Below are 17,463 nucleotides of genomic sequence, written 5' to 3' on the forward strand. Positions count from 1 at the left end.
GCCAGAAGTGCAAGTACAGCAATGTACTCAGCTGACTGGTGCTCATCAGTCGAGGTCTTGACCATCACCCGCCATCATCCCGCAACCCCCCAGGGGGTTGCACACGAAGTACCCCGCTCCTTCACGCCTCGTCTTGCATCACTCACCCCACCCCTTTTTCCGGGCGTGAGTTCATGACAAACCAAGACACCCCCGTGCCCATAGCACTGCGGAACCACCCCACTCCATGCCGAACTGGGTCGTGAAACGCAGCCGCGCCAATGATACTCGGACCGCAGGGTCCCGGAAAAGTCGGTCAGCGCGGGGGTTTTTCTTATACACGCACCGCTGCCTACGGGCAGCGTCACGCGGGAGTAGCTCAGCTGGTAGAGCACTACCTTGCCAAGGTAGATGTCGCGAGTTCGAATCTCGTCTCCCGCTCCACAACCCCCCCCACCTCCAACGAGTGTGGGGGGCTTTCTTATGCGCCCCTGTTATGTGGCCGTTGTCGTGGTGCCCCGCCGACTCGGGGCCAAAGAGAAGGAGGTCACCCCATTTCCGGCGGTGACCTCCTTCTTGTTATCCTGCCTGGGTGGTGCCGAGAGCGGGACTTGAACCCGCACGCCTTGCAGCGGCCGATTTTAAGTCGGATGCGTCTACCGTTCCGCCATCCCGGCCCATCCGCCCAGGGTGCGGCGCCAGAGGCAGACCGTTCCCAGGAACCCGCGCATTATAGATCACCGACAGCCCCACACACGCACATTCCCCGCTCAGCGCGGCGCTCCCTGGAGGGGGCCGTCACGGCGCAGGCGACCGTTCAGCACCCGCCACTGCTTACGCCCGTAGGCGTACACCGGGTGGGTCCACTGCCCGCCCACCGTACCTTCCCGCAGGGCGTCCAGCAGCTGCTGGGGCGTCTCGATGCGGCGGAACGGCGTTTCCACCCACGCCTCCCCGATGTCGCGCAGGGTGTGAGCGTCGCTGCCGCCCGACATGGGCAGCCCCCGCCCCTGCGCCCAGGTGGCCGCCACGCGGTTCCAGTGCGGACGGGACAACCGGGAGTTGAACGTCTCGACGATATCCACCTCGTGGGCGATCCGGACGGTCGCCTCGGGCCGCAGGCGGTAGCGCTTGAAAGGATCGAACCCGTGCTGCAACAGCACCAGCCCGCCCTGCTCGCGGATGGCGCGCACCGTGTCCTCCGGGGACAGCTGCGGCGGAATGCGCTCCGAGAGGAACAAGCCGATCAGCTCGCCCTCGCTGGTCGTGACCTCCTCGCCCGCGATGACGCTCAGGCGGTCATCCAGACCCAGATCCCGCACCATTCTCTGCAATTCCGGGCCGCCGCGCTGCTGGTCGTGGTCCGTCACGGCAATCACGCGGGTGTTCGTGCGGAGCATCCACCCCGGAATGTCCCGCAGTGGCGTGCGGCAGTCATGACTGACCTCCGTGTGCAGGTGCAGGTCCATCCGCATGACCTGCACGCCCTCGCGCCACACCACGTTGTTCGACATTCCCCCGCTCACGCGCCCCCCACCGGCACCAGTACCGACAGCGCCCCCGCCCACACCTCGATCCGCACCCGGCCCGACGCGCCCTGTACCGGCGGCCGCACCTCCGCATCCACATGGAAGGCCTGCCCCACGTACGGAATCTCAATCACGCCCGCCCGGTCCACCTGCACGCTCTCCAGGCCCGTGAACTCATCCCGCGCCAGCGCCGCCAGGTACGCCAGCAGCCCCTCGCGCGCACCCGCATCGATCCGCACCACGTCCAGCTGCCCGTCACCCGGATCGGCCCGCGTCGCCAGCCGGAGCCTCGGCCCGGTCGCGTTCGTGTTCATGACCTCCAGCAGCGCCAGCGGCACCTCCGGCACCGGCACGCCATCCACGCACAACGCCACGGGCGGCGGATCGAAGTGCGTCAGGGTGGCCGTCAGCGCCTGCACGGCCCGCAGCGGACTCTTGCCGGACTCCGGGTCGTACTCGGCCAGCACGTCCGCGAACGCCCCGCACCCGCACGCCTCCAGGAACAGGTCCTGGCCCCACGGCGCCTCCACGCGCCCCAGATCGAACGGCCGCACGCCCGCGCCCGCATACCCGGCGATCACGTCCAGCGGCTCGCCCTGCACGCCCAGCGTCCGCGCCACGTTGTTCGCCGTGCCCAGGGGAATCACGCCCAGCGTCACCCCCTCACGGCCCGCCAGACGCAACGCCGCCGCCCGCACCGTCCCGTCCCCGCCCGCCACGAACACCGCGCCCTGAGCGTCCGCCAGCGCCGCGTCCAGGTCCGCCTCGCACGCCGTACTGCGGTACACCGGCGAGAACCCGATTCCCTCCAGCGCCGCCACCAGATCATCCGGCGTGCAGTGCTCACTGCCGCCCGCTCCCGCATTGAAAATCAGGGTCGCGCCCCGCCGCCCGGACGGCGCGGGACTCACCCCGGAACTCAAGACTGTCATGCGGCAACTGTACCCACTGCCACACCCCGCCGCCTTGAACAAACCCAGAGACGCCGCGCCCACCACCCCGGCCCGGCGTACCCTGGGGTATGAACCGTCAGACGTGGCTGAAGTGGCTGCTGGGCAGCCTGACCGTCCTCACCCTCGCCGGATGCGCGCCCGGCGGGAACGACACGGACGACGAAGACACCCGCATCGAGCAGAACGACGAAGACGACGACGACTGAACCCGACCGGCACAACCACTTACGGAAGCGACGCCAGCCCAGACCGGGTAGCGTCGCTTCTCCTTCACTCCTGTCGCTCGCCCCGCTGTTCCCGCAGGGCCGCCCAGTCCTCGAACGCCAGCGCCGGCAGCAGCGCGAAACTCCCCACGAACAGGCTCGCCACTGCCGCCGGGACGCGCACGGGCGTCCGGCCATTCACCAGCAGGTACAGCGACCCCAGCGTGCTGAGCGCCCCGATGTCCATGAACATCACGCGCGTGAACGAGCTGCGGCGCAGGCTCTCGCGTGTGCCCAGTTCCCCCGGACGCCGCCGCCCGAACACCGCCGTCAGGACCAGCATCAGCAGCAGCGACAGGAACAGACGAATCCGGGCAGGGGAGGGGCGGGCGTAATCGGAGAGAGGCATACCGGCAGCCTACCCGCCCCACCCCTGCAAGAGCGTGCGCTTTATTGCGGCTAGAACAGGTGACGCACCCGCCACGCCTCGTTGAGAGAGGTGGGCGCGTACTTGATAACGCCAACCGTCCTGGTCGGGTCAGTCCTTGAAACGAATTCGGGAGGACCAGCCCACTCACGTCGGTCCAGCAGACCGTAAAACTGAGGAGACTTGCCCTTCCGGACATGGATTTTGATGGACTGCTCGTGACCTTCCCACCCGCCGCCGTACGACGAACTGACCGGGAAAGCCTGCCAGAAAACCCATCTACCCGGACCATAGCGGAAGAGGTACAGATCGGTGAGCATCATTTCCCCAGGCGTGCAATCAAGAGTGAATGCCAACTCACGCAGACCATTCTGATCCATATCGCGCAACGAATAACCTTGACCGACCCGGCAGAATTCGGCATCAGTCGCTGGCTCCACGAGATCAGCCGTCAGGCCCTTCGCGCCGCTCAGGACGAACAGCAGCACGGGCGGCTCGGCCTCCGAGACACTGAACACCGTCAGGCGTTCCAGCGTCCCCGAACGGAACGGCGCGGAGATCGTGAACAACACCGTTTTCAGGCTGACCCCCTGACTGTACGGCCACTTCCGCTTCAGGTCCTGCACTTCGGGCCGGGCGTTCAGCGTGCGGGCCAGGGTAGTCACGGCCTGCTGATCGGTGGCGCTGAGTGCCGCGCTGGGCATCTTGACCAGCGGATCATGCACCAGCGGCAGCTTCTGCACGTCCGCCACCGTCTGCGCGTCGCCCGTGGACAGCACAAGGGACAGCAGCAACCCACCAAGCAACCGGAACGGAGTCATACCCGGAAGGTAGCGCTTCCCTGCCGGGCGTATTGCCGCAGGCTCCTGCTTCGGATAAGCGAGGACGGTCAGGTGTGATTTCCTGACCGCCACGCTGGGATACTGTTTTGTCTCCTACCTTACCCGCATTTGCTGTAGCCGCAGGCTTGGCATTTCAGGCAGCCTTCCTCGCGGATCACGGCGCGTTCCTCGCAGACGGGGCAGCGGTCGCGGCTCATGCCGTCCATGCCTTCCACGCTCACGCCGCTGGGCGCAGCGCTGACGGGTGCGGGGGTGTCGGTGCTGCCTCCGGCGAGGGGGGGGAGCTGGGCGGCTTCCATGTCTTTCTGGAAGGTTTCGAGGGCGACGGCGATCAGGTCGGCCTTGCTGCCCACCAGGCGGCCGTTGTAGCTGCCGTACAGGCCGCCGTTGATGCCGCGCAGGGTTTTGATGATGGCCTGGGCGGGCACGCCGTGTTGCAGGGCGATGGACACGACGCGGCCGAGGGCTTCGCTGTCGGCGTTGGCTTCGTCGCCGGCGCGGCCGCTGATGACCATGACTTCGACGGGTTTGCGGTCGAGGTGGTTGACGGTGACGAGGAAGCTGCGGCGGTGGCCGCTGGTGGGGTCCGTGAGTTTGATCATGTCGGTGATGCCGCTGAGGCGGGTGGGGCGCTGGTACACGGCCCGTGGGGCGGGCTGGGTGGCCTGCGCGGCGGCGGGAGCGGCGACCGGGGCGGCGGGGGTGGGTTGGGGGGTGGCTTCGCCCATCACGTCGGCGCTGGCGGTGGTGTCGGGGGTGGGGGCGGCCGTGTCGTCGGTTGTCTTGTCTTTTTTCTTGCTGGTGCTCAGGACCTGGAACTGCCGGCTGCCGTCGCGGTACACGGTGATGCCTTTGCAGCCGGTGCGGTACGCCTCGCTGTAGGCGTCCTGCACGTCCTGGACGGTGGCGTTGTTGGGGAGGTTGATGGTCTTGCTGAGGCTGTTCGCGGCGAAGCCTTCGGCGTCGAAGGCGCACTGCACGACGCCCTGCATGCGGACGTGATCGACGGGTTTGATGTCGTGCGCGCAGACGAACACCTGCTGGAGCGCGTCGGGGATGAAGGGCAGGCCGACGACGCTGCCGTGGTTCTCGCTGACGGCCTCGGTGACCTTGTCCCAGTTCCAGTTGCCCTGGGGGTCCTGCATGCCGTCGGGGGCGGGGTACGTTTCGAGCAGTTCGACGAACAGCGGGGCGAGCAGGGCGCGGTACTCGCTGCCGATCTTGCGCCAGATGAACGGGCTGAACACGGGTTCGATGCCGGAGGAGACGCCCATGAGCATGCTGGTGGTGCCGGTGGGCGCGACGGTCAGCACGGCGACGTTGCGGCGGGGCGCGTGGGGGACCTTGTCGGCGTGGCGTTCGTACACGGGGTACACGCCGCGTTCCTGCCCGAGGTTCTCGCTCTCGGCGATGGCTTCTTCCCGCAGGGCGCTCATGATGTCGTAGATGACGCGGCGGCCGGTGTCGCTGTCGTAGCGCAGGCCCAGTTTGATCAGGGCGTCCGCGAGGCCCATGACGCCCAGGCCCAGGCGGCGCAGGTCCTGGCTGGCCACGCGGTTGTCTTCCAGGGCGAACACGTTGACGTCCAGCACGTCGTCCAGGAAGCGGACGGCGGTGCGCACGTCGGCGCGGAAGGCGGTCTCGTCGAAGCGGCTGTCCTTGACGTACGCGGCGAGGTTGATGGCGCCCAGGTCGCAGGGTTCACCGACGGTCAGCGGGATCTCGCCGCAGGGGTTGGTGGAGCGGATCTCGTAGCGTTTGCCGAGGTTCTTCAGGGCGCTGTACTGGTTGATGCGGTCCACGAAGATCAGCCCCGGCTCGCCGGTGCTCCAGGCGTGCTGGGCGATCTGGTCCCACAGCCACTTGGCGGGGATGCCGGGGCGGGTGTCGGTCGGGTCGATCTTGCCGTTGCTGGCGGTGGTGTACGTGGGCACGCCGCGCGCGCCGTCTTCCGGGCGGTCGGGGAGGGTGGGGAGCGTGCCGGTGTAGGGTTCTGCCTGGGGGTGCAGGGCGTACTTGCCGGGCACGTCCTGCACGCCGACGTGCCAGAGGGCGTCGCGTTGCAGGGTGTCCCAGAATTTCTCGGTGACGAGGATGCTGATGTTGAAGGTGCTGATGTCACCCTCGGAGGCCTCGCGGTCGAGGTCCTTGGCGGTCAGGAAGTCCAGGACGTCCGGGTGCTCGATGGAAATGGTGGCCATGCCGGCGCCGCGCCGGGTGCCGCCCTGGCGGACGACGCGCAGGACGGGGGCGTACACGAAGCGCAGGGTGTTGACGGGGCCGCTCTGTTCCGCGCCGCGGTTGGACCATTCCAGGAAGTTGTCGAAGATTTCGAGCAGGAAGCTGACGGGGCCGCTGCTGGTGCCGCCCGAGCCCTTGATGGGGGCGCCTTCGGGACGCATGTGGCTCAGGTCGATGCGGGGTTCCAGGCCGAGTTTGGCGTCGTCGGCGACCTTGCGGGCCGCGTCGATGATGCCGCCCATGTCGTCCGGGACGGCCTGCACGCCTTCGGGCATGGCCTTGACGACGGCGACGCCGTTGGCGCGGGCCAGGGCGACCAGTTCGGGGTTGATGACCTGTCCGTACACCACGCGGGTCCAGTTGCGCACGGCGACGGGTTGCTTGTCACCGTCGGGTTGCGTGGGGGGCCGCATGAGGCCCTCGATGAAGTCGGTGACGTCGGGGTGGGTGGCGCTCATGTACGCCCAGCCGCGCACGCCGGAGTCCGGGCGGCTACCTTCGGCGCGGGGGGTGTACACGTCCAGGTTCACGCCGTTGCCGCCGCCGACCTTGGTGACCAGCGCGAGTTTCCTGGCGACTTCCATGACGCCCTCGAAGGTGCTGGGGTCGTGTTCGGTGGCGCCCTGCACGAAGCAGTTCAGGACGTTGCCGTGCGAGGTGCCCGCTCCGGCCAGGACGCGGCCGCCGGGGCAGAATTTCTTCTCGGCCATCAGGTCGTAGTACTTCTGCGCCCAGTGGTCGCGCACGCTCTCGCTTTCGGCTCCGGCGACCCAGGTGGCGATCCGGCTGAACATGCCGCTCAGGTCGCCGTCGCTGCCCTGCAGGTACTGCCGCTTGGCGATGTGATGGGCGTTGTCGTCGAAGTTGGTCAGGGGCTGGGCGCTGAGGGTGGTCACGGTGCGTCTCCTTGCGGGTGGGGGGGGTGGGGGAATCACAGCATGAAGCCGCCGCCGGCCCGGTGGGGGCCGTGGGGTCGGGCTGCGGTGGTGGCCGGTGAAGTGGGCCGTTCCTGAGATGGCTGACTGTAGCACCCGCCCGCAGGACGTACAAGCACTTGTACCTGCATTCGATTTAAGGTACAAGATGCTGCGAAAAACCGCCCCATGAAGGGCAGCTAAAGCCCCTGTGGGACGCAGGAAACCACCCCCCGACCGCGCCGCCGGGGAGCAGCGGACCGGGTCATACGGACTCCGATTGAATGGGCTGCAAAGCCCGCCCGGTCCGAGCGGATGCGACTCGTAGAGCTGCCCCGCAGAGCAGGAGAGAAACGCCTCTCCGGACGTGGAGCTGGCAGGGGCGGTGACGTTCCGGATTGTTGGCGAAACAAACGGCAGTCCGTATCAGTCGAGGCGTTCGGGTTTCGCGTCCCGCGTCATCAGTTCCGCCAGGGCCGCCTGCGGTGTCCACGCGCCCGCCGCGACCTGCGCGACCGCCCGCACGATCGGCAGGTCCACCCCCTGCGCCTGCGCCCAGGCGTCCAGCAGGCCCGCCGTGCGCAGGCCCTCCACGACCTTCCCGCCCTGGCCGGGATGCTCGCCCAGCGCGATCGCCTCGCCCGCCGCGCGGTTGCGGCTGTGGCGACTCGTGGCGGTCGTGACCAGATCCCCCAGACCGCTCAGGCCGTACACCGTGTCCTCCTGGCCGCCCACGGCCCGCAGGTACCGGTCCATCTCGCGCAGCCCGCGCGTAATCAGCGCCGCCTTGGCGTTGTCGCCCAGCCGCAGGCCATCCACCATGCCCGCCGCGAGCGCCACCACGTTCTTCAGCACGCCGCCCAGCTCCACGCCCGTCTCGTCGGAACTGGTGTACACCCGCAGCGCCGGGGTCATCAGGGCCGCCTGCACCTCCTGCGCGAACGCCACGTCCCGACTGGCGACGACCGTCGCGGCCGGCAGGCCCCGCCCGATCTCCTCGGCGTGATTCGGGCCGCTCAGGACCGCCACCCGCCCGAAACCCAGCCCGCGCGCCAGGACCGTCAACTGACCCCCGTTCGGCCCCAGCCCCTTGGCGCACAGCACCACGCCCAGCCCACGCGGCAGTTCCGCCAGCAGGTCCGGCACGCCCACACTCGGCACGACGACCAGCGCGAACGCCGCCCCCTGCACCGCCCCCGCGAGGTCCGGCGTGACCCGCAGCGGCGCGGGCAACGCCACGCCCGGCAGGTACTCCGCGTTCACCCGCTCACGGTCCAGCTGGGCCGCGAACGCCTCGCGCCTCGCCCACAGCGTCACCGGGCCGTTGCGCGCCGCGTTCACCGCCAGCGCCGTCCCCCAGCCCCCCGCGCCCAGCACCGGCAGGCCCTGTACTGACAGTCCCGGCACGCTCACTCGCTCCCCGCCCAGGCGAACACCCACACGCGCGGCGCGTCCGGTTCCGGCGGCGCGTAATCCGGGTACTCCACGATCTCCCACCGCGCGAAGCCCGCCGCCGCCAGCAGCGGTTCCAGGTCCGCCGGGTCGTACCCGCGCTCCCGGTGCGTCTCCACGAACTCCAGTTCACCTACCCGGCAGAACGCCTGCACCACCCCCAGGTCCGCCTCCGCGTCATGGTGATGCGACCAGTGGTAATGCACCTCGCCCCCGTCCGCCAGCGGCGCCAGACCCTCGATGGCGTCCCCCTCCCACAACTCCCGCACGCCCACGCGCGTGTTCACGTCGAACGCGAACAGCCCGCCCGGCTGCAGGTGCGCCCGAGCCCGCCCCAACGCCGCACCCAGATCCTCCGGCGTCAGCAGGTTGTTCAGACTGTCGAACACGCACGTCACCAGCGAGAACCGCTCCGGCAGCGCGAACGACCGCAGGTCCCCCTGCACGAACGGCACGCCCGGCAGCCGCGACCGCGCCTCGCGCAGCATCTCCTCACTGAAATCCAGGCCCGTCACGTCAAGACCCGCCGCCCGCAACTCCCGCGTGAACCCGCCCGTCCCGCACGCCAGATCCAGCGCGCCCCCCGACCCATCCAGACCCCCGTCCCGCGCGAACGTCAGCACGAAGTCCGCCCAGTGGTCGTACTCCACATCCGCCATGATCGCGTCGTACACGGCGGCTAACGCTGTAAACGGCTGCCTCTGCATGCCCGCGAGTATAGGCCCCCGCCCGACCCCTCAGGCCGCCGGGCATGAGAAGGGGCGCAAGAAAGCCCGCCTACCCCACCCCACGCCGCCCGCGTTACCGTGCAGCCACCACAGCCCCCGGAGGAACCCACCATGAACACCCAGTTGCTTGCCGCCGCCGCCCTCGGCACCCTGACCCTCAGCGCCTGCACCCTCGCCGGCAACCCCGTCCGCAAGGACGTCACCGGACAGCTGCGCGGCTTCACCGCCGACCAGAACATCCGCCTCGCCATCGTCGGGTACAACGGCGGCCAGTACACCGCCGACGGCACCCAGGGCCAGATCATCGACCGTTTCCTGACCGGCGGGTACGCCCTCGACCTGCCCAGCAACGTCCCCTACGGCTACTACCGCGTCATCGTGTTCCGCGACGCCAACAACAACAGCCGCTACGACGCCGGCGACACCGTTCTCAGCAAGGACAACGGCAAACGCCTCGTCCTCGCCCAGCGCGACAACCAGTTCCTCGCCGGAACAAAAACCGGCTGGAACCTCGCCGACGGTCAGGGAGGCGTGCAGACCACCCTCCTGAACAACTACGACCTCGAAGCGCAGTAACGACGCAAGGCATGAAAGAGGGGAGACCACGCGGCCTCCCCTCTTTTTTTATGCCAGCACCTGCTCCAGCCCCAGCCGCCGCGCCTCCAGCACGTCCTCCGGCACCACCGGCTCCCCGACCCGCACCGTCACGTCCTCCAGCGGCACCCAGCTCACGCACCCCAGCATCCCCGCTGACTCAGGCAGCACCAGCGGCTCCAGCAGCGGCCGCACCCGCAACAGCAACGCATGCACCCACGGCCGGTTCCGGTAGTGAAAGCGCCGCTCGATCGCCGCACCCGTCAACGCCTGCAGAGGCTCCAACCTGAGTGCCCTGTCCAGCGACTCGACCTTATGCATCGCCACTACTTCCGCCAGCGCCGGAAACCCGATCACGCCCGGCTGCGGATCATCCCGCAGCAGCGACTGGTACTGCGGCTGAAGCTCTGCCGGATTCTGATGCAGGAACGTCGGATACAGCAGGAACGACCGGTGCTCCACCTCGAAGCCATCATGCGTCTCCATGATCCCACCCTTCCGGATCAACAAAGACAGGGTGCCCTGGGTCAGGAGGCGGGACTGAGTATCCCATTCTTTAAGAGCGGAGAAGGTCATGTCTCGACTGTAGCGCCGCGACGCTGTGCCAGAGCGAGACCAAGCAGGAACCACGCTATCGGTGCAAACCGGATCACCTCAGGCCAGGTCAACAAGTAGACGCCGTAAGCGACCAGACAGGCGGACAGAACCGGTGCTGTCGTCCATGCGTTCCAGATGCCATACCCCAATAATAGCGTGAACAACACGGCTGCGGGAATGCCATAAGTCAGCGCATAGTCGAGATACTCATTGTGAACCTTATTCACAGGGAGAAAGAACCACTGCTTCTCGCCTGTCGGCAAGGTCAGAATGAAACTGGGAGGAGCATTTACACCGAAATCTCTCCGCTCTGCACGGACATGCGCAGGTGCCCCCCCCTCTGCGAGCAACTCTTGATCAGAACGCTCTGCCATCACCTTCCATAGTGCATTCCCACCCCAACCCAACAGAGGGCGTTCGGTGATTCCTATAAGGGCTGAGCGGTATAGGACTGTGCGGCCAGAGTTGTTCGTAATAATGGCTGTAGGCGAGTCGCCCGAAAAAGATCGTGTGGTGGTGTTGGGTAGAAAAAAGGCTGGTGCTAGCGAGAGTGCTATTCCAGCAGACAGCACCAAGATGACCTTCAATGTAAGTTGACGGGTGATCCATAGAATGCATGCGCCTGCCAGTCCTGCAATCCATGCGCCTCGAGTCATTGTTGCGCTTAGACCCCACGTCACAATGATCAGCCCCGCATAAGACCACAGACCTGGACGGTTTCTCGCTACCCAGATACTGAGAGGCAGGAGTAGTGCTAGCGCGCCGCCCATATAACCCCGATTGCCCAGGGTGCCACCTCCCACCGTGGCAGAAGTGCCGGCAAGATCGATTCCAAGTACTCCGACGATCTCGAGCTGCTGTAAAATGGCCGTGAGTGACAGAACGGCTGCGCCAGTGGCCAGATAAAGAAAAGTTCTTTGGGTGGAAATTTGAGAAGCTATGGTAATGCCAGCTAGGGATACCGCTAAGTAAACCAAGTGCATGACGATTCCATCCCCGCGATTCGGGGCACCCATCCACGTGGCTCCAGCATCATTCCAATTCCAGATGCCCGCCAACAGAAATACTATGAAAAAAATTACAATAAATTTAAAGGAACATAATTTTCTAAAATTTCCACTCAAGAAAATTAAAGTAAGAATTGAAGGCAATAGAATAAGGTAAATCCACCGGATTTTTGGAATAAGATATATCGATTCGGTATTCAAAAATAGCCCCGGATCTATGATCAGGGGCAGCGCTATCAAAATAGCCAAAAACATCTTGGGGTTCACGGGATGTTGGCGCCACCCAGACCAGTAGAAGAAAAAGGCGTCGCTCCAATTGCATCTTTTTCGAGGGACTGATCGGTTATCGTGAAAACCTCTTTCCCCCTTGAATCCCACAAATCAATTGTATATGTATGCTTCATATTAGAAGGGCTTGAGCGATCTTTATAATAGAGGTATGGAGTTTTGCAAGTTGCATTAATGCCATCAGTCGATCTATTTATCTGATTTGCCCCTGAACCAACAAGCATATATTCTTTAGAGTCTATCATGCTGATCCCTTGCACTGTTTGGATGCTTTTGGCGCATGCGCTTGCGCCAGTGTCATAAGCTCTTTTCTGTGCTCCTAGAAGAAATGGTAGAAGTGTGCCGGACAGTATACCAATAACTGCTATTGTGATTAGGAACTCGATGAGCGTGAAGCCCTGTATTTTCCTAGCTTTATTCATAGTCTTCCATAAAAACAAGAGAGTGGACATCAAGTCCACTCTCTTGTTGAATCCTAAGCTTAGCTACCGGCGAGGGAGCTGGGGGTGATGGTGTAGGTTTTCACGCCGCGCTGGTCTTTGACCGTGATGGTGTAGGTAGAGCCGCTGGGGGTGCCAGTGGTCGCAATGACAATGTCGCCCTTGCTGCAACCGCTGCTGATGCCGTCAACACCCGTGCCGGTTCCAGCGATGCTGCCGTCAGCGATGGTAGGAGCAGCATCCGTGGTGCCCGCCGCTTTGGAGATCGTGAAGTAACCCTGCTTGTCGATCTGCGTGGTTGCCTGCGCAGTCTGAATGCTCTTGGCGCAGGCTTGGGCGCCGGTGTCGTACGCGCGTTTCTGGGCGCCGAGCAGGTTGGGGATCAGGACGGCGGCCAGAATGCCGATGATGGCGATGACGATGAGCAGCTCGATGAGGGTGAAGCCCTGGGTGCTGTTTTTCATGGTGTTCTCCTGGGTGCGGCGGGTCCGGATAAGGGATGTATGGTCCGGTTCTGCCTGCGTATGGCGGTGGCAGGTGCGGGTGTCTCCCGTCCTTGCTGTGTTCAGAGTACGGTTGTGTTTCTCACAGGAGTCTTACGGAATTGCGTGTCATGGAACAGTGTCGCCCTGTGTGCCGGATGGGCATTTTCCGCTGCTGGGTCATGCTTTTTCGGGATTTTTGTACGTGGGGATTGCTCTGTAAGGGTTTGTGAGAATCGGCTGTAGGGGGCGTGGGGTGCTATGCTGCTGGGCAGTTCAGCCGGGGCGGCTTGGTGGCCCTGGCGAATGGGACGCCTGGTGTCCCCACACTTACTTGAATTTGTGGTCGCGTGCGCGGCGCTGGGCTTCCTGCGGGGGCCAGGGCGTGCGCCGCGTGCCGGAAGAGAGGCTTGTCTTGGAACTCACGCCGCGCGTTCCGCCGCACAGTAACGACGCTGAAATCAGCGTGCTGGGCAGCATTCTGCTCGACAACGACACCCTGAATCAGCTGGGGGATTCGGTCACTCCGGAGATGTTCTACCGCGAGGGGCACCGCAAGATCTTCACGGCCATGCGCACCCTGCAGGAGCGGGGTGAACCGGTGGACCTCGTGACGCTCAGCGAGGACCTGCGCGTGAAGGGTCAACTGGACGAGGTTGGCGGCCTGACGTACCTGATCGGCCTGTCGGATCAGGTGCCTACCGCCGCGTACGCGGAGCATTACGCGCGCATCGTGCAGGAGAAACACACGTTGCGGGCGCTGATCAGCGCGTCCGGGAAAGCCATGCAACTGGCGTACGAGGGGCAGCTGCCGCTGGAGGACCTGCTGGACCGTGCCGAGAAGATGATCTTCGAGGTGGCCGAGCAGAAGAAGAAGGGCGAGGCGTACCAGGCGATGAACGAGGTCGTCACGGAGACCTTCGAGTACATCACGCTGCTGCACCAGAACAAGGGCATCCCGGACGGCGTGAGCAGCGGTTTCCGCGACCTGGACGAGCAGATCAGCGGCCTGCAGAAGGGCAGCCTGAACGTGCTGGCGGCGCGTCCGTCGATGGGGAAGACGGCGTTCGCGCTGTCCATCGCGCAGAACGTGGCGTTGCGCGGCGAGAAGGCGGTCGCGGTGTTCAGTCTGGAGATGCCGGCGGTGCAGCTGGCGCTCCGGATGCTGTGCAGTGAGGCGCGGGTGGACATGAACCGTATCCGGAGCGGGCAGCTGAACGAGCGGGATTTCGAGCGGTTGGCGCACGCGGCGGGTCGTCTGGCGGACGCGCCGATGATCATCGACGACGAGGCGGACCTGACCCTGAACGGTCTGCGCAGCAAGTTGCGGCGGATCGCGGCGCAGCATGGTCAGCTGGGGCTGGTGGTAATCGATTACCTGCAGCTGATGTCGGGCGGCAAGAGCAGTGGCGGCAGTGATAACCGGCAGCAGGAGATCAGTACGATCTCGCGTGGTCTGAAGGGTCTGGCGCGTGAGATGGAGGTGCCGATCATTGTGCTGTCGCAGCTGTCGCGCGCGGTCGAGCAGCGTCCGAATCACCGGCCGATGCTGTCGGACCTGCGTGAGTCCGGGGCGATCGAGCAGGACGCGGATATCGTGATGTTCATCTACCGGGACGAGTACTACAACAAGGAGACGGATCAGCAGGGCATCGCGGAGATCATCATCGGGAAGCAGCGCAACGGGCCGGTCGGCACGGTGAAGTTGCAGTTTCACAGTTCGCACGTACGGTTCAATGATCTTGCGCCGGAGGGAGTGTAATGGCGGAGGATCAGGCGAAGGTGGCAGGTCAGGCGGGCGGGCAGCGCAGGCGCAGGCGGCGGCGGGGCGGGAGTGCTCCGGCGCAGGCCCGGCCGGGTCAGGTGACGAACACGACGGCGGTGCCCACGCCGGCCGCGCCGAGCAAGCGCGGGCAGAAGCGGCCGCTGGCGGATCCGCGGATCGGGGTGGGGTGCATCGTGTTGCGCGGCGACGAGATCCTGCTGGTGCGGGAGCGGGGCCGCTGGTCGCTGCCCAAGGGCGGCCTGGAGTCCGGTGAGCTGGTGCAGGACGGCGCGCGCCGCGAGACGTTCGAGGAGACGGGGCTGGTCGTGGAGTTGCGGGACCTGGCGTTCATCGTGGAGTTCCAGGCGGTGACGTGGGGCCATCATCTGCAGTTCTTCTACACGGGCCGCGAGGTGGGCGGGAAGCTGGAGCCGCGCGATCCGGACCGGGACGTGCAGGAGGCGCGGTTCGTGCCGATCCGGCAGTTGCGGGAGTTCATCCGGTTCCGGCCGCGGCTGGTGGCGCTGGAGACGTGGTTGCGGGAGCGTCGGCCCCGGCATTTCGTGTTCAACCTGGATAAGGAACCGGCGATGCTGCGCAGGCGGCGCCGGGTGGGTGATCCGCTGCCGGGTGGGCGCGTGCCGGAACCCGAGTTCAGTGACGAGCCTGACCTGTAGGAACGGGTCGCGGGGCCACAGGTGGAAGGGGGGCGGCGTGCCGGCAGGTGGGGGCGCCGCCCTCGCCCTCGTTGTCGGCGCTGTCCGGGATTTGACACCCGGCCTCTCTCTGTTATCATCAGAATATGAAGCGTCCATTACGTAAGGAGGCCGATCCGTTGCCGTCCAGCGGACGCGGGCTCATGCATGTCTGTCCCCACTGCGCCGCTCCCCTGACCCTGCACGACCTACGCGACGGTGACCAGGGCTACTGGTGCCATCCCTGCGGGCGGGGCCACCGCGCCAGCAACCCGCCCCTGAACGCCCTGCGGCGCCTGCCCCAGACCGGCTGACCGGCAGGCCGATGCTCTATGCTGCGGGGTATGACGCAGCAGTTCCCGCCCGCGACCGGCCCCCAGGTGACCCTCGGGGAGGTGCTGAACGGACAGGTGATCGCCGTCACCAGCGCCGACCAGGGCTACGGACGCACCATCAGCGCCGCCCTGGCCCGCGCCGGGGCCAGCGTCGTCCTGATCGGCAACAACAGCGAAACCCTGGCCGCCGCCGCCAGCCAGCTCGAACACGCCGGCGGTCACGCCATCCCCATGAAAGCCGACGTGGGCGTTCCCCTCGACTGGATCAGCGCCTACACCCGCATCATGGAGATTTTCGGCGTGCTGCACGGCACAGTCCACCTGGCCGACAAACGCGCGCACACCGAATTCACGTCCCTGACCGAGAACGAGTGGATGGACCTGTTCAACTGCAACGTGAAGAGCAGTGTCGCCATCGCGCAGGTCATCCGGCGCCGCCAGCCCGGCTCGTGGCTGACCATCGTCGGCCCGCACCTCGACGAGCGCGGCCTTCAGGTCCACCCGCAACGCGGCGCCCTGCGCGGACTGGTCGAGCAGGCCCACACCGAGGACCTGCGCCTGAACCTGCTGCTGCCGGGCCGCGCCAGCAGCGGCGACGACACCCTGGACCGCCCGCTGAGCGCCGCCGTGCTGGCCCTCGCCACGCCCGGCATGACGCACCTGCGCGGCAACGTCATGGACGTCCCCATGCCGCCCGTTCCGACCATCCGCGCCCGGGACGCCTACCCGCTGTGAACCGCGCGCCCGTCAGCCCGCCCGCGCCCCGCACGGCGCCCGGAGTGCCGAGCGCCCGGCCGGGGGCCGCGTGAGGTGCCCGTACTGCTCGGCGCCCGACAGCAAGGTCGTGAACTCCCGGCCCAGTGACGACGGCGCCAGCATCCGCCGCCGCCGCGAGTGCCTGAACTGCGTCCGGCGCTTCACGACCTACGAACGCGCGCAGCTCGAACCGCTGATGGTCGTCAAGCGCAGCGGCCCGCGCGAGGCCTTCAACCCGGACAAGCTGCTGCGCGGCCTGACGCTCGCCAGCGAGAAACGCCCGGTCGATCCGGCCGCGCTGCGCGCCTTCGCGTACGGGTTCGAGGACGAGGTGCAGACCGCCGAGATTCCCGCCACCGAGATCGGCCGCCGCGCCATGACCTTCCTGCGGCCCCTGGACGACGTCGCGTACATCCGCTTCGCGTCCGTGTACCGGGATTTCGACAGCCTGGAACGCTTCATCGAGGAGATCCGGGGCCTCAAGGGCCGCGAGGACAGCCCCGCCCAGGACGACGCCCCCGCTCCCACCCCGGACGGAAACGGCACTCCCAGCTGAACGGGGGGGACGTCAGCTGCGGCTGGGGCCGCCCGCCTCGGCGGGGCGGGGCACGGCCGGAATCTCGTTGGCGGGCGTGTGCCCACGGACGTCGCGCAGCATCTCGCGGATCACGGCGAAATCCGCCTCGATATCCCCGGTCGGGGTGACGTACCCGATCACGCCGACCTGGCGGCGTTTCCAGTCCAGCGCCGTGATCCCGATCGGCACCCTGGCCTCCAGCGCCATGTAGTAGAAACCGGTCTTCCAGTACTGCCCGGCGCTGCGCGTGCCTTCCGGCGCGACGACCATCATCAGCTCCTTCTCCCGCTCGATGATCTCCACGACGGCGTCCACGAAGTTCCCGCCGGCGCGGCGGCGATCCAGGGCGATGCCGCCCACCGCGCGCATGAACACCCCCAGCGGGAACGTGAACAGCTCCCGTTTCGCCACGAAATGCACCGGCGAGCGCGTCGCCCAGGTCCAGAAGATGCCGGGCCAGAAGTCCAGGTTATGGGTGTGCGGCGCCGCTGCCCCCACGAACTTCAGGCTGGGCGGCGGTTCCAGGACGGGCGTCCACCCCGCCAGACGCATGAGCGCCAGCGCGAGACGGGAACCGAGGGTGTGCTGCTGACCGGGCCAGAGAGGAGACATGACCTTGAAGTATAGAAACACCGCCCATCACGGAATTCTGACCGGGA

General features: G+C 66.2%; 19 protein-coding genes, 2 tRNA genes and 1 rRNA gene. 9 read left to right on the plus strand and 13 right to left on the minus strand.

The annotated features are described in order from the left end of the window. Positions 1 to 190 precede the first annotated feature (190 nt). Positions 191 to 307: ribosomal RNA gene (rrf, locus tag CBQ26_RS00950) — 5S ribosomal RNA — on the plus strand. Positions 308 to 347: 40 nt separating this feature from the next. Further along, positions 348 to 423: transfer RNA gene (locus CBQ26_RS00955), tRNA-Gly, on the plus strand. Positions 424 to 572: 149 nt separating this feature from the next. Here CBQ26_RS00955 and CBQ26_RS00960 read toward each other — a convergent pair. The 3 genes from CBQ26_RS00960 to CBQ26_RS00970 all read right to left on the minus strand — a co-directional run bounded on the left by CBQ26_RS00960 (position 573) and on the right by CBQ26_RS00970 (position 2,440). Further along, a tRNA-Leu gene (locus CBQ26_RS00960) sits at positions 573 to 656 on the minus strand. Positions 657 to 749: 93 nt separating this feature from the next. Further along, on the minus strand, positions 750 to 1,493 hold the full coding sequence (locus CBQ26_RS00965; protein WP_308430642.1) for a PHP-associated domain-containing protein: 744 nt from the start codon (positions 1,491 to 1,493) through the stop codon (positions 750 to 752). Between the two features lie 8 nt (positions 1,494 to 1,501). Then, complete coding sequence (locus CBQ26_RS00970; protein ID WP_088246745.1) at positions 1,502 to 2,440, minus strand: diacylglycerol/lipid kinase family protein; 939 nt, start codon at positions 2,438 to 2,440, stop codon at positions 1,502 to 1,504. An 89-nt stretch (positions 2,441 to 2,529) separates the two neighbouring features. Here CBQ26_RS00970 and CBQ26_RS21685 point away from each other — a divergent pair, with 89 nt between their 5' ends. Then, positions 2,530 to 2,667 carry a hypothetical protein gene (locus tag CBQ26_RS21685; RefSeq protein WP_172417860.1) on the plus strand — a complete coding sequence of 46 codons (138 nt, stop codon included), beginning with the start codon at positions 2,530 to 2,532 and terminating at the stop codon, positions 2,665 to 2,667. 64 nt (positions 2,668 to 2,731) lie between these two features. Here the strand turns inward: CBQ26_RS21685 and CBQ26_RS00975 are convergent, their stop codons facing one another. From CBQ26_RS00975 to CBQ26_RS00995, 5 genes are all read right to left on the minus strand, one after another. After that, entirely contained in the window at positions 2,732 to 3,073 is a 342-nt protein-coding gene (locus CBQ26_RS00975; protein ID WP_172417861.1) for a hypothetical protein, read from the minus strand. Positions 3,074 to 3,123: 50 nt separating this feature from the next. After that, positions 3,124 to 4,005 carry a hypothetical protein gene (locus tag CBQ26_RS00980; RefSeq protein ID WP_172417862.1) on the minus strand — a complete coding sequence of 294 codons (882 nt, stop codon included), beginning with the start codon at positions 4,003 to 4,005 and terminating at the stop codon, positions 3,124 to 3,126. A gap of 26 nt (positions 4,006 to 4,031) precedes the next feature. Beyond that, positions 4,032 to 7,070, minus strand: coding sequence for an adenosylcobalamin-dependent ribonucleoside-diphosphate reductase (locus CBQ26_RS00985; RefSeq protein WP_088246747.1), 3,039 nt, complete (start codon positions 7,068 to 7,070; stop codon positions 4,032 to 4,034). Positions 7,071 to 7,514: 444 nt separating this feature from the next. Next, a complete protein-coding gene (locus CBQ26_RS00990; protein ID WP_088246781.1) occupies positions 7,515 to 8,486 on the minus strand; it encodes an NAD(P)H-dependent glycerol-3-phosphate dehydrogenase in 972 nt (323 codons plus the stop codon). A gap of 11 nt (positions 8,487 to 8,497) precedes the next feature. Further along, positions 8,498 to 9,247, minus strand: a complete 750-nt coding sequence (locus CBQ26_RS00995) for a class I SAM-dependent DNA methyltransferase (protein ID WP_088246748.1) — start codon at positions 9,245 to 9,247, stop codon at positions 8,498 to 8,500. 132 nt (positions 9,248 to 9,379) lie between these two features. Between CBQ26_RS00995 and CBQ26_RS01000 the strand changes: the two genes are divergently transcribed. Further along, positions 9,380 to 9,844 carry a hypothetical protein gene (locus CBQ26_RS01000; protein ID WP_088246749.1) on the plus strand — a complete coding sequence of 155 codons (465 nt, stop codon included), beginning with the start codon at positions 9,380 to 9,382 and terminating at the stop codon, positions 9,842 to 9,844. 48 nt (positions 9,845 to 9,892) lie between these two features. Here CBQ26_RS01000 and CBQ26_RS01005 read toward each other — a convergent pair whose 3' ends face one another. Genes CBQ26_RS01005 through CBQ26_RS01020 form a run of 4 tightly spaced genes read right to left on the minus strand, consistent with a single transcriptional unit; the run spans position 9,893 to position 12,658 of the window. Next, the gene (locus tag CBQ26_RS01005; protein WP_088246750.1) at positions 9,893 to 10,438 is read right to left on the minus strand and encodes a DUF1802 family protein; all 546 of its coding nucleotides are present in this window, start codon (positions 10,436 to 10,438) and stop codon (positions 9,893 to 9,895) included. After that, positions 10,435 to 11,733 carry an O-antigen ligase family protein gene (locus CBQ26_RS01010; RefSeq protein WP_088246751.1) on the minus strand — a complete coding sequence of 433 codons (1,299 nt, stop codon included), beginning with the start codon at positions 11,731 to 11,733 and terminating at the stop codon, positions 10,435 to 10,437. The genes CBQ26_RS01005 and CBQ26_RS01010 overlap by 4 nt, the downstream gene beginning before the upstream one ends. Beyond that, complete coding sequence (locus tag CBQ26_RS01015; RefSeq protein ID WP_143341903.1) at positions 11,730 to 12,206, minus strand: type II secretion system protein; 477 nt, start codon at positions 12,204 to 12,206, stop codon at positions 11,730 to 11,732. Before CBQ26_RS01015 ends, CBQ26_RS01010 begins: the two co-directional genes overlap by 4 nt. A 29-nt stretch (positions 12,207 to 12,235) precedes the next feature. Further along, positions 12,236 to 12,658 (minus strand): type IV pilin protein, encoded by a 423-nt coding sequence (locus tag CBQ26_RS01020; RefSeq protein ID WP_088246753.1) that lies wholly within the window; start codon positions 12,656 to 12,658, stop codon positions 12,236 to 12,238. Between the two features lie 433 nt (positions 12,659 to 13,091). On the opposite strand from CBQ26_RS01020, the gene dnaB reads away from it, so the two are divergent. The 5 genes from dnaB to nrdR all read left to right on the plus strand — a co-directional run bounded on the left by dnaB (position 13,092) and on the right by nrdR (position 16,783). Next, the gene (dnaB, locus tag CBQ26_RS01025) at positions 13,092 to 14,438 is read left to right on the plus strand and encodes a replicative DNA helicase (RefSeq protein ID WP_088246754.1); all 1,347 of its coding nucleotides are present in this window, start codon (positions 13,092 to 13,094) and stop codon (positions 14,436 to 14,438) included. Next, positions 14,438 to 15,118 (plus strand): NUDIX hydrolase, encoded by a 681-nt coding sequence (locus CBQ26_RS01030; RefSeq protein WP_088246755.1) that lies wholly within the window; start codon positions 14,438 to 14,440, stop codon positions 15,116 to 15,118. The genes dnaB and CBQ26_RS01030 overlap by 1 nt, the downstream gene beginning before the upstream one ends. Before the next feature lie 182 nt (positions 15,119 to 15,300). Further along, positions 15,301 to 15,450 carry a hypothetical protein gene (locus CBQ26_RS01035; protein WP_229844399.1) on the plus strand — a complete coding sequence of 50 codons (150 nt, stop codon included), beginning with the start codon at positions 15,301 to 15,303 and terminating at the stop codon, positions 15,448 to 15,450. A 30-nt stretch (positions 15,451 to 15,480) separates the two neighbouring features. Beyond that, positions 15,481 to 16,206, plus strand: a complete 726-nt coding sequence (locus CBQ26_RS01040) for an SDR family NAD(P)-dependent oxidoreductase (protein WP_088246756.1) — start codon at positions 15,481 to 15,483, stop codon at positions 16,204 to 16,206. 70 nt (positions 16,207 to 16,276) lie between these two features. After that, a complete protein-coding gene (gene nrdR / locus CBQ26_RS01045) occupies positions 16,277 to 16,783 on the plus strand; it encodes a transcriptional regulator NrdR (protein WP_088246757.1) in 507 nt (168 codons plus the stop codon). A gap of 12 nt (positions 16,784 to 16,795) precedes the next feature. Here nrdR and CBQ26_RS01050 read toward each other — a convergent pair whose 3' ends face one another. After that, positions 16,796 to 17,416 carry a 1-acyl-sn-glycerol-3-phosphate acyltransferase gene (locus tag CBQ26_RS01050; RefSeq protein WP_088246758.1) on the minus strand — a complete coding sequence of 207 codons (621 nt, stop codon included), beginning with the start codon at positions 17,414 to 17,416 and terminating at the stop codon, positions 16,796 to 16,798. Positions 17,417 to 17,463 lie beyond the last annotated feature (47 nt).

Source organism: Deinococcus indicus, from assembly GCF_002198095.1.
Lineage (GTDB): Bacteria > Deinococcota > Deinococci > Deinococcales > Deinococcaceae > Deinococcus > Deinococcus caeni.

Bases quoted from the DNA above. Each gene is read 5' to 3' on its own strand.
- CBQ26_RS00995 (WP_088246748.1), bottom strand. From the start codon at position 9,247: ATGCAGAGGCAGCCGTTTACAGCGTTAGCCGCCGTGTACGACGCGATC.
- CBQ26_RS01035 (WP_229844399.1), top strand. From the start codon at position 15,301: ATGCATGTCTGTCCCCACTGCGCCGCTCCCCTGACCCTGCACGACCTA.
- CBQ26_RS01005 (WP_088246750.1), bottom strand. From the start codon at position 10,438: ATGACCTTCTCCGCTCTTAAAGAATGGGATACTCAGTCCCGCCTCCTG.
- CBQ26_RS00975 (WP_172417861.1), bottom strand. From the start codon at position 3,073: ATGCCTCTCTCCGATTACGCCCGCCCCTCCCCTGCCCGGATTCGTCTG.
- CBQ26_RS01030 (WP_088246755.1), top strand. From the start codon at position 14,438: ATGGCGGAGGATCAGGCGAAGGTGGCAGGTCAGGCGGGCGGGCAGCGC.
- CBQ26_RS21685 (WP_172417860.1), top strand. From the start codon at position 2,530: ATGAACCGTCAGACGTGGCTGAAGTGGCTGCTGGGCAGCCTGACCGTC.
- CBQ26_RS01015 (WP_143341903.1), bottom strand. From the start codon at position 12,206: ATGTCCACTCTCTTGTTTTTATGGAAGACTATGAATAAAGCTAGGAAA.
- CBQ26_RS01020 (WP_088246753.1), bottom strand. From the start codon at position 12,658: ATGAAAAACAGCACCCAGGGCTTCACCCTCATCGAGCTGCTCATCGTC.
- CBQ26_RS00970 (WP_088246745.1), bottom strand. From the start codon at position 2,440: ATGACAGTCTTGAGTTCCGGGGTGAGTCCCGCGCCGTCCGGGCGGCGG.
- CBQ26_RS01000 (WP_088246749.1), top strand. From the start codon at position 9,380: ATGAACACCCAGTTGCTTGCCGCCGCCGCCCTCGGCACCCTGACCCTC.
- CBQ26_RS01050 (WP_088246758.1), bottom strand. From the start codon at position 17,416: ATGTCTCCTCTCTGGCCCGGTCAGCAGCACACCCTCGGTTCCCGTCTC.
- CBQ26_RS01040 (WP_088246756.1), top strand. From the start codon at position 15,481: ATGACGCAGCAGTTCCCGCCCGCGACCGGCCCCCAGGTGACCCTCGGG.
- CBQ26_RS00965 (WP_308430642.1), bottom strand. From the start codon at position 1,493: ATGTCGAACAACGTGGTGTGGCGCGAGGGCGTGCAGGTCATGCGGATG.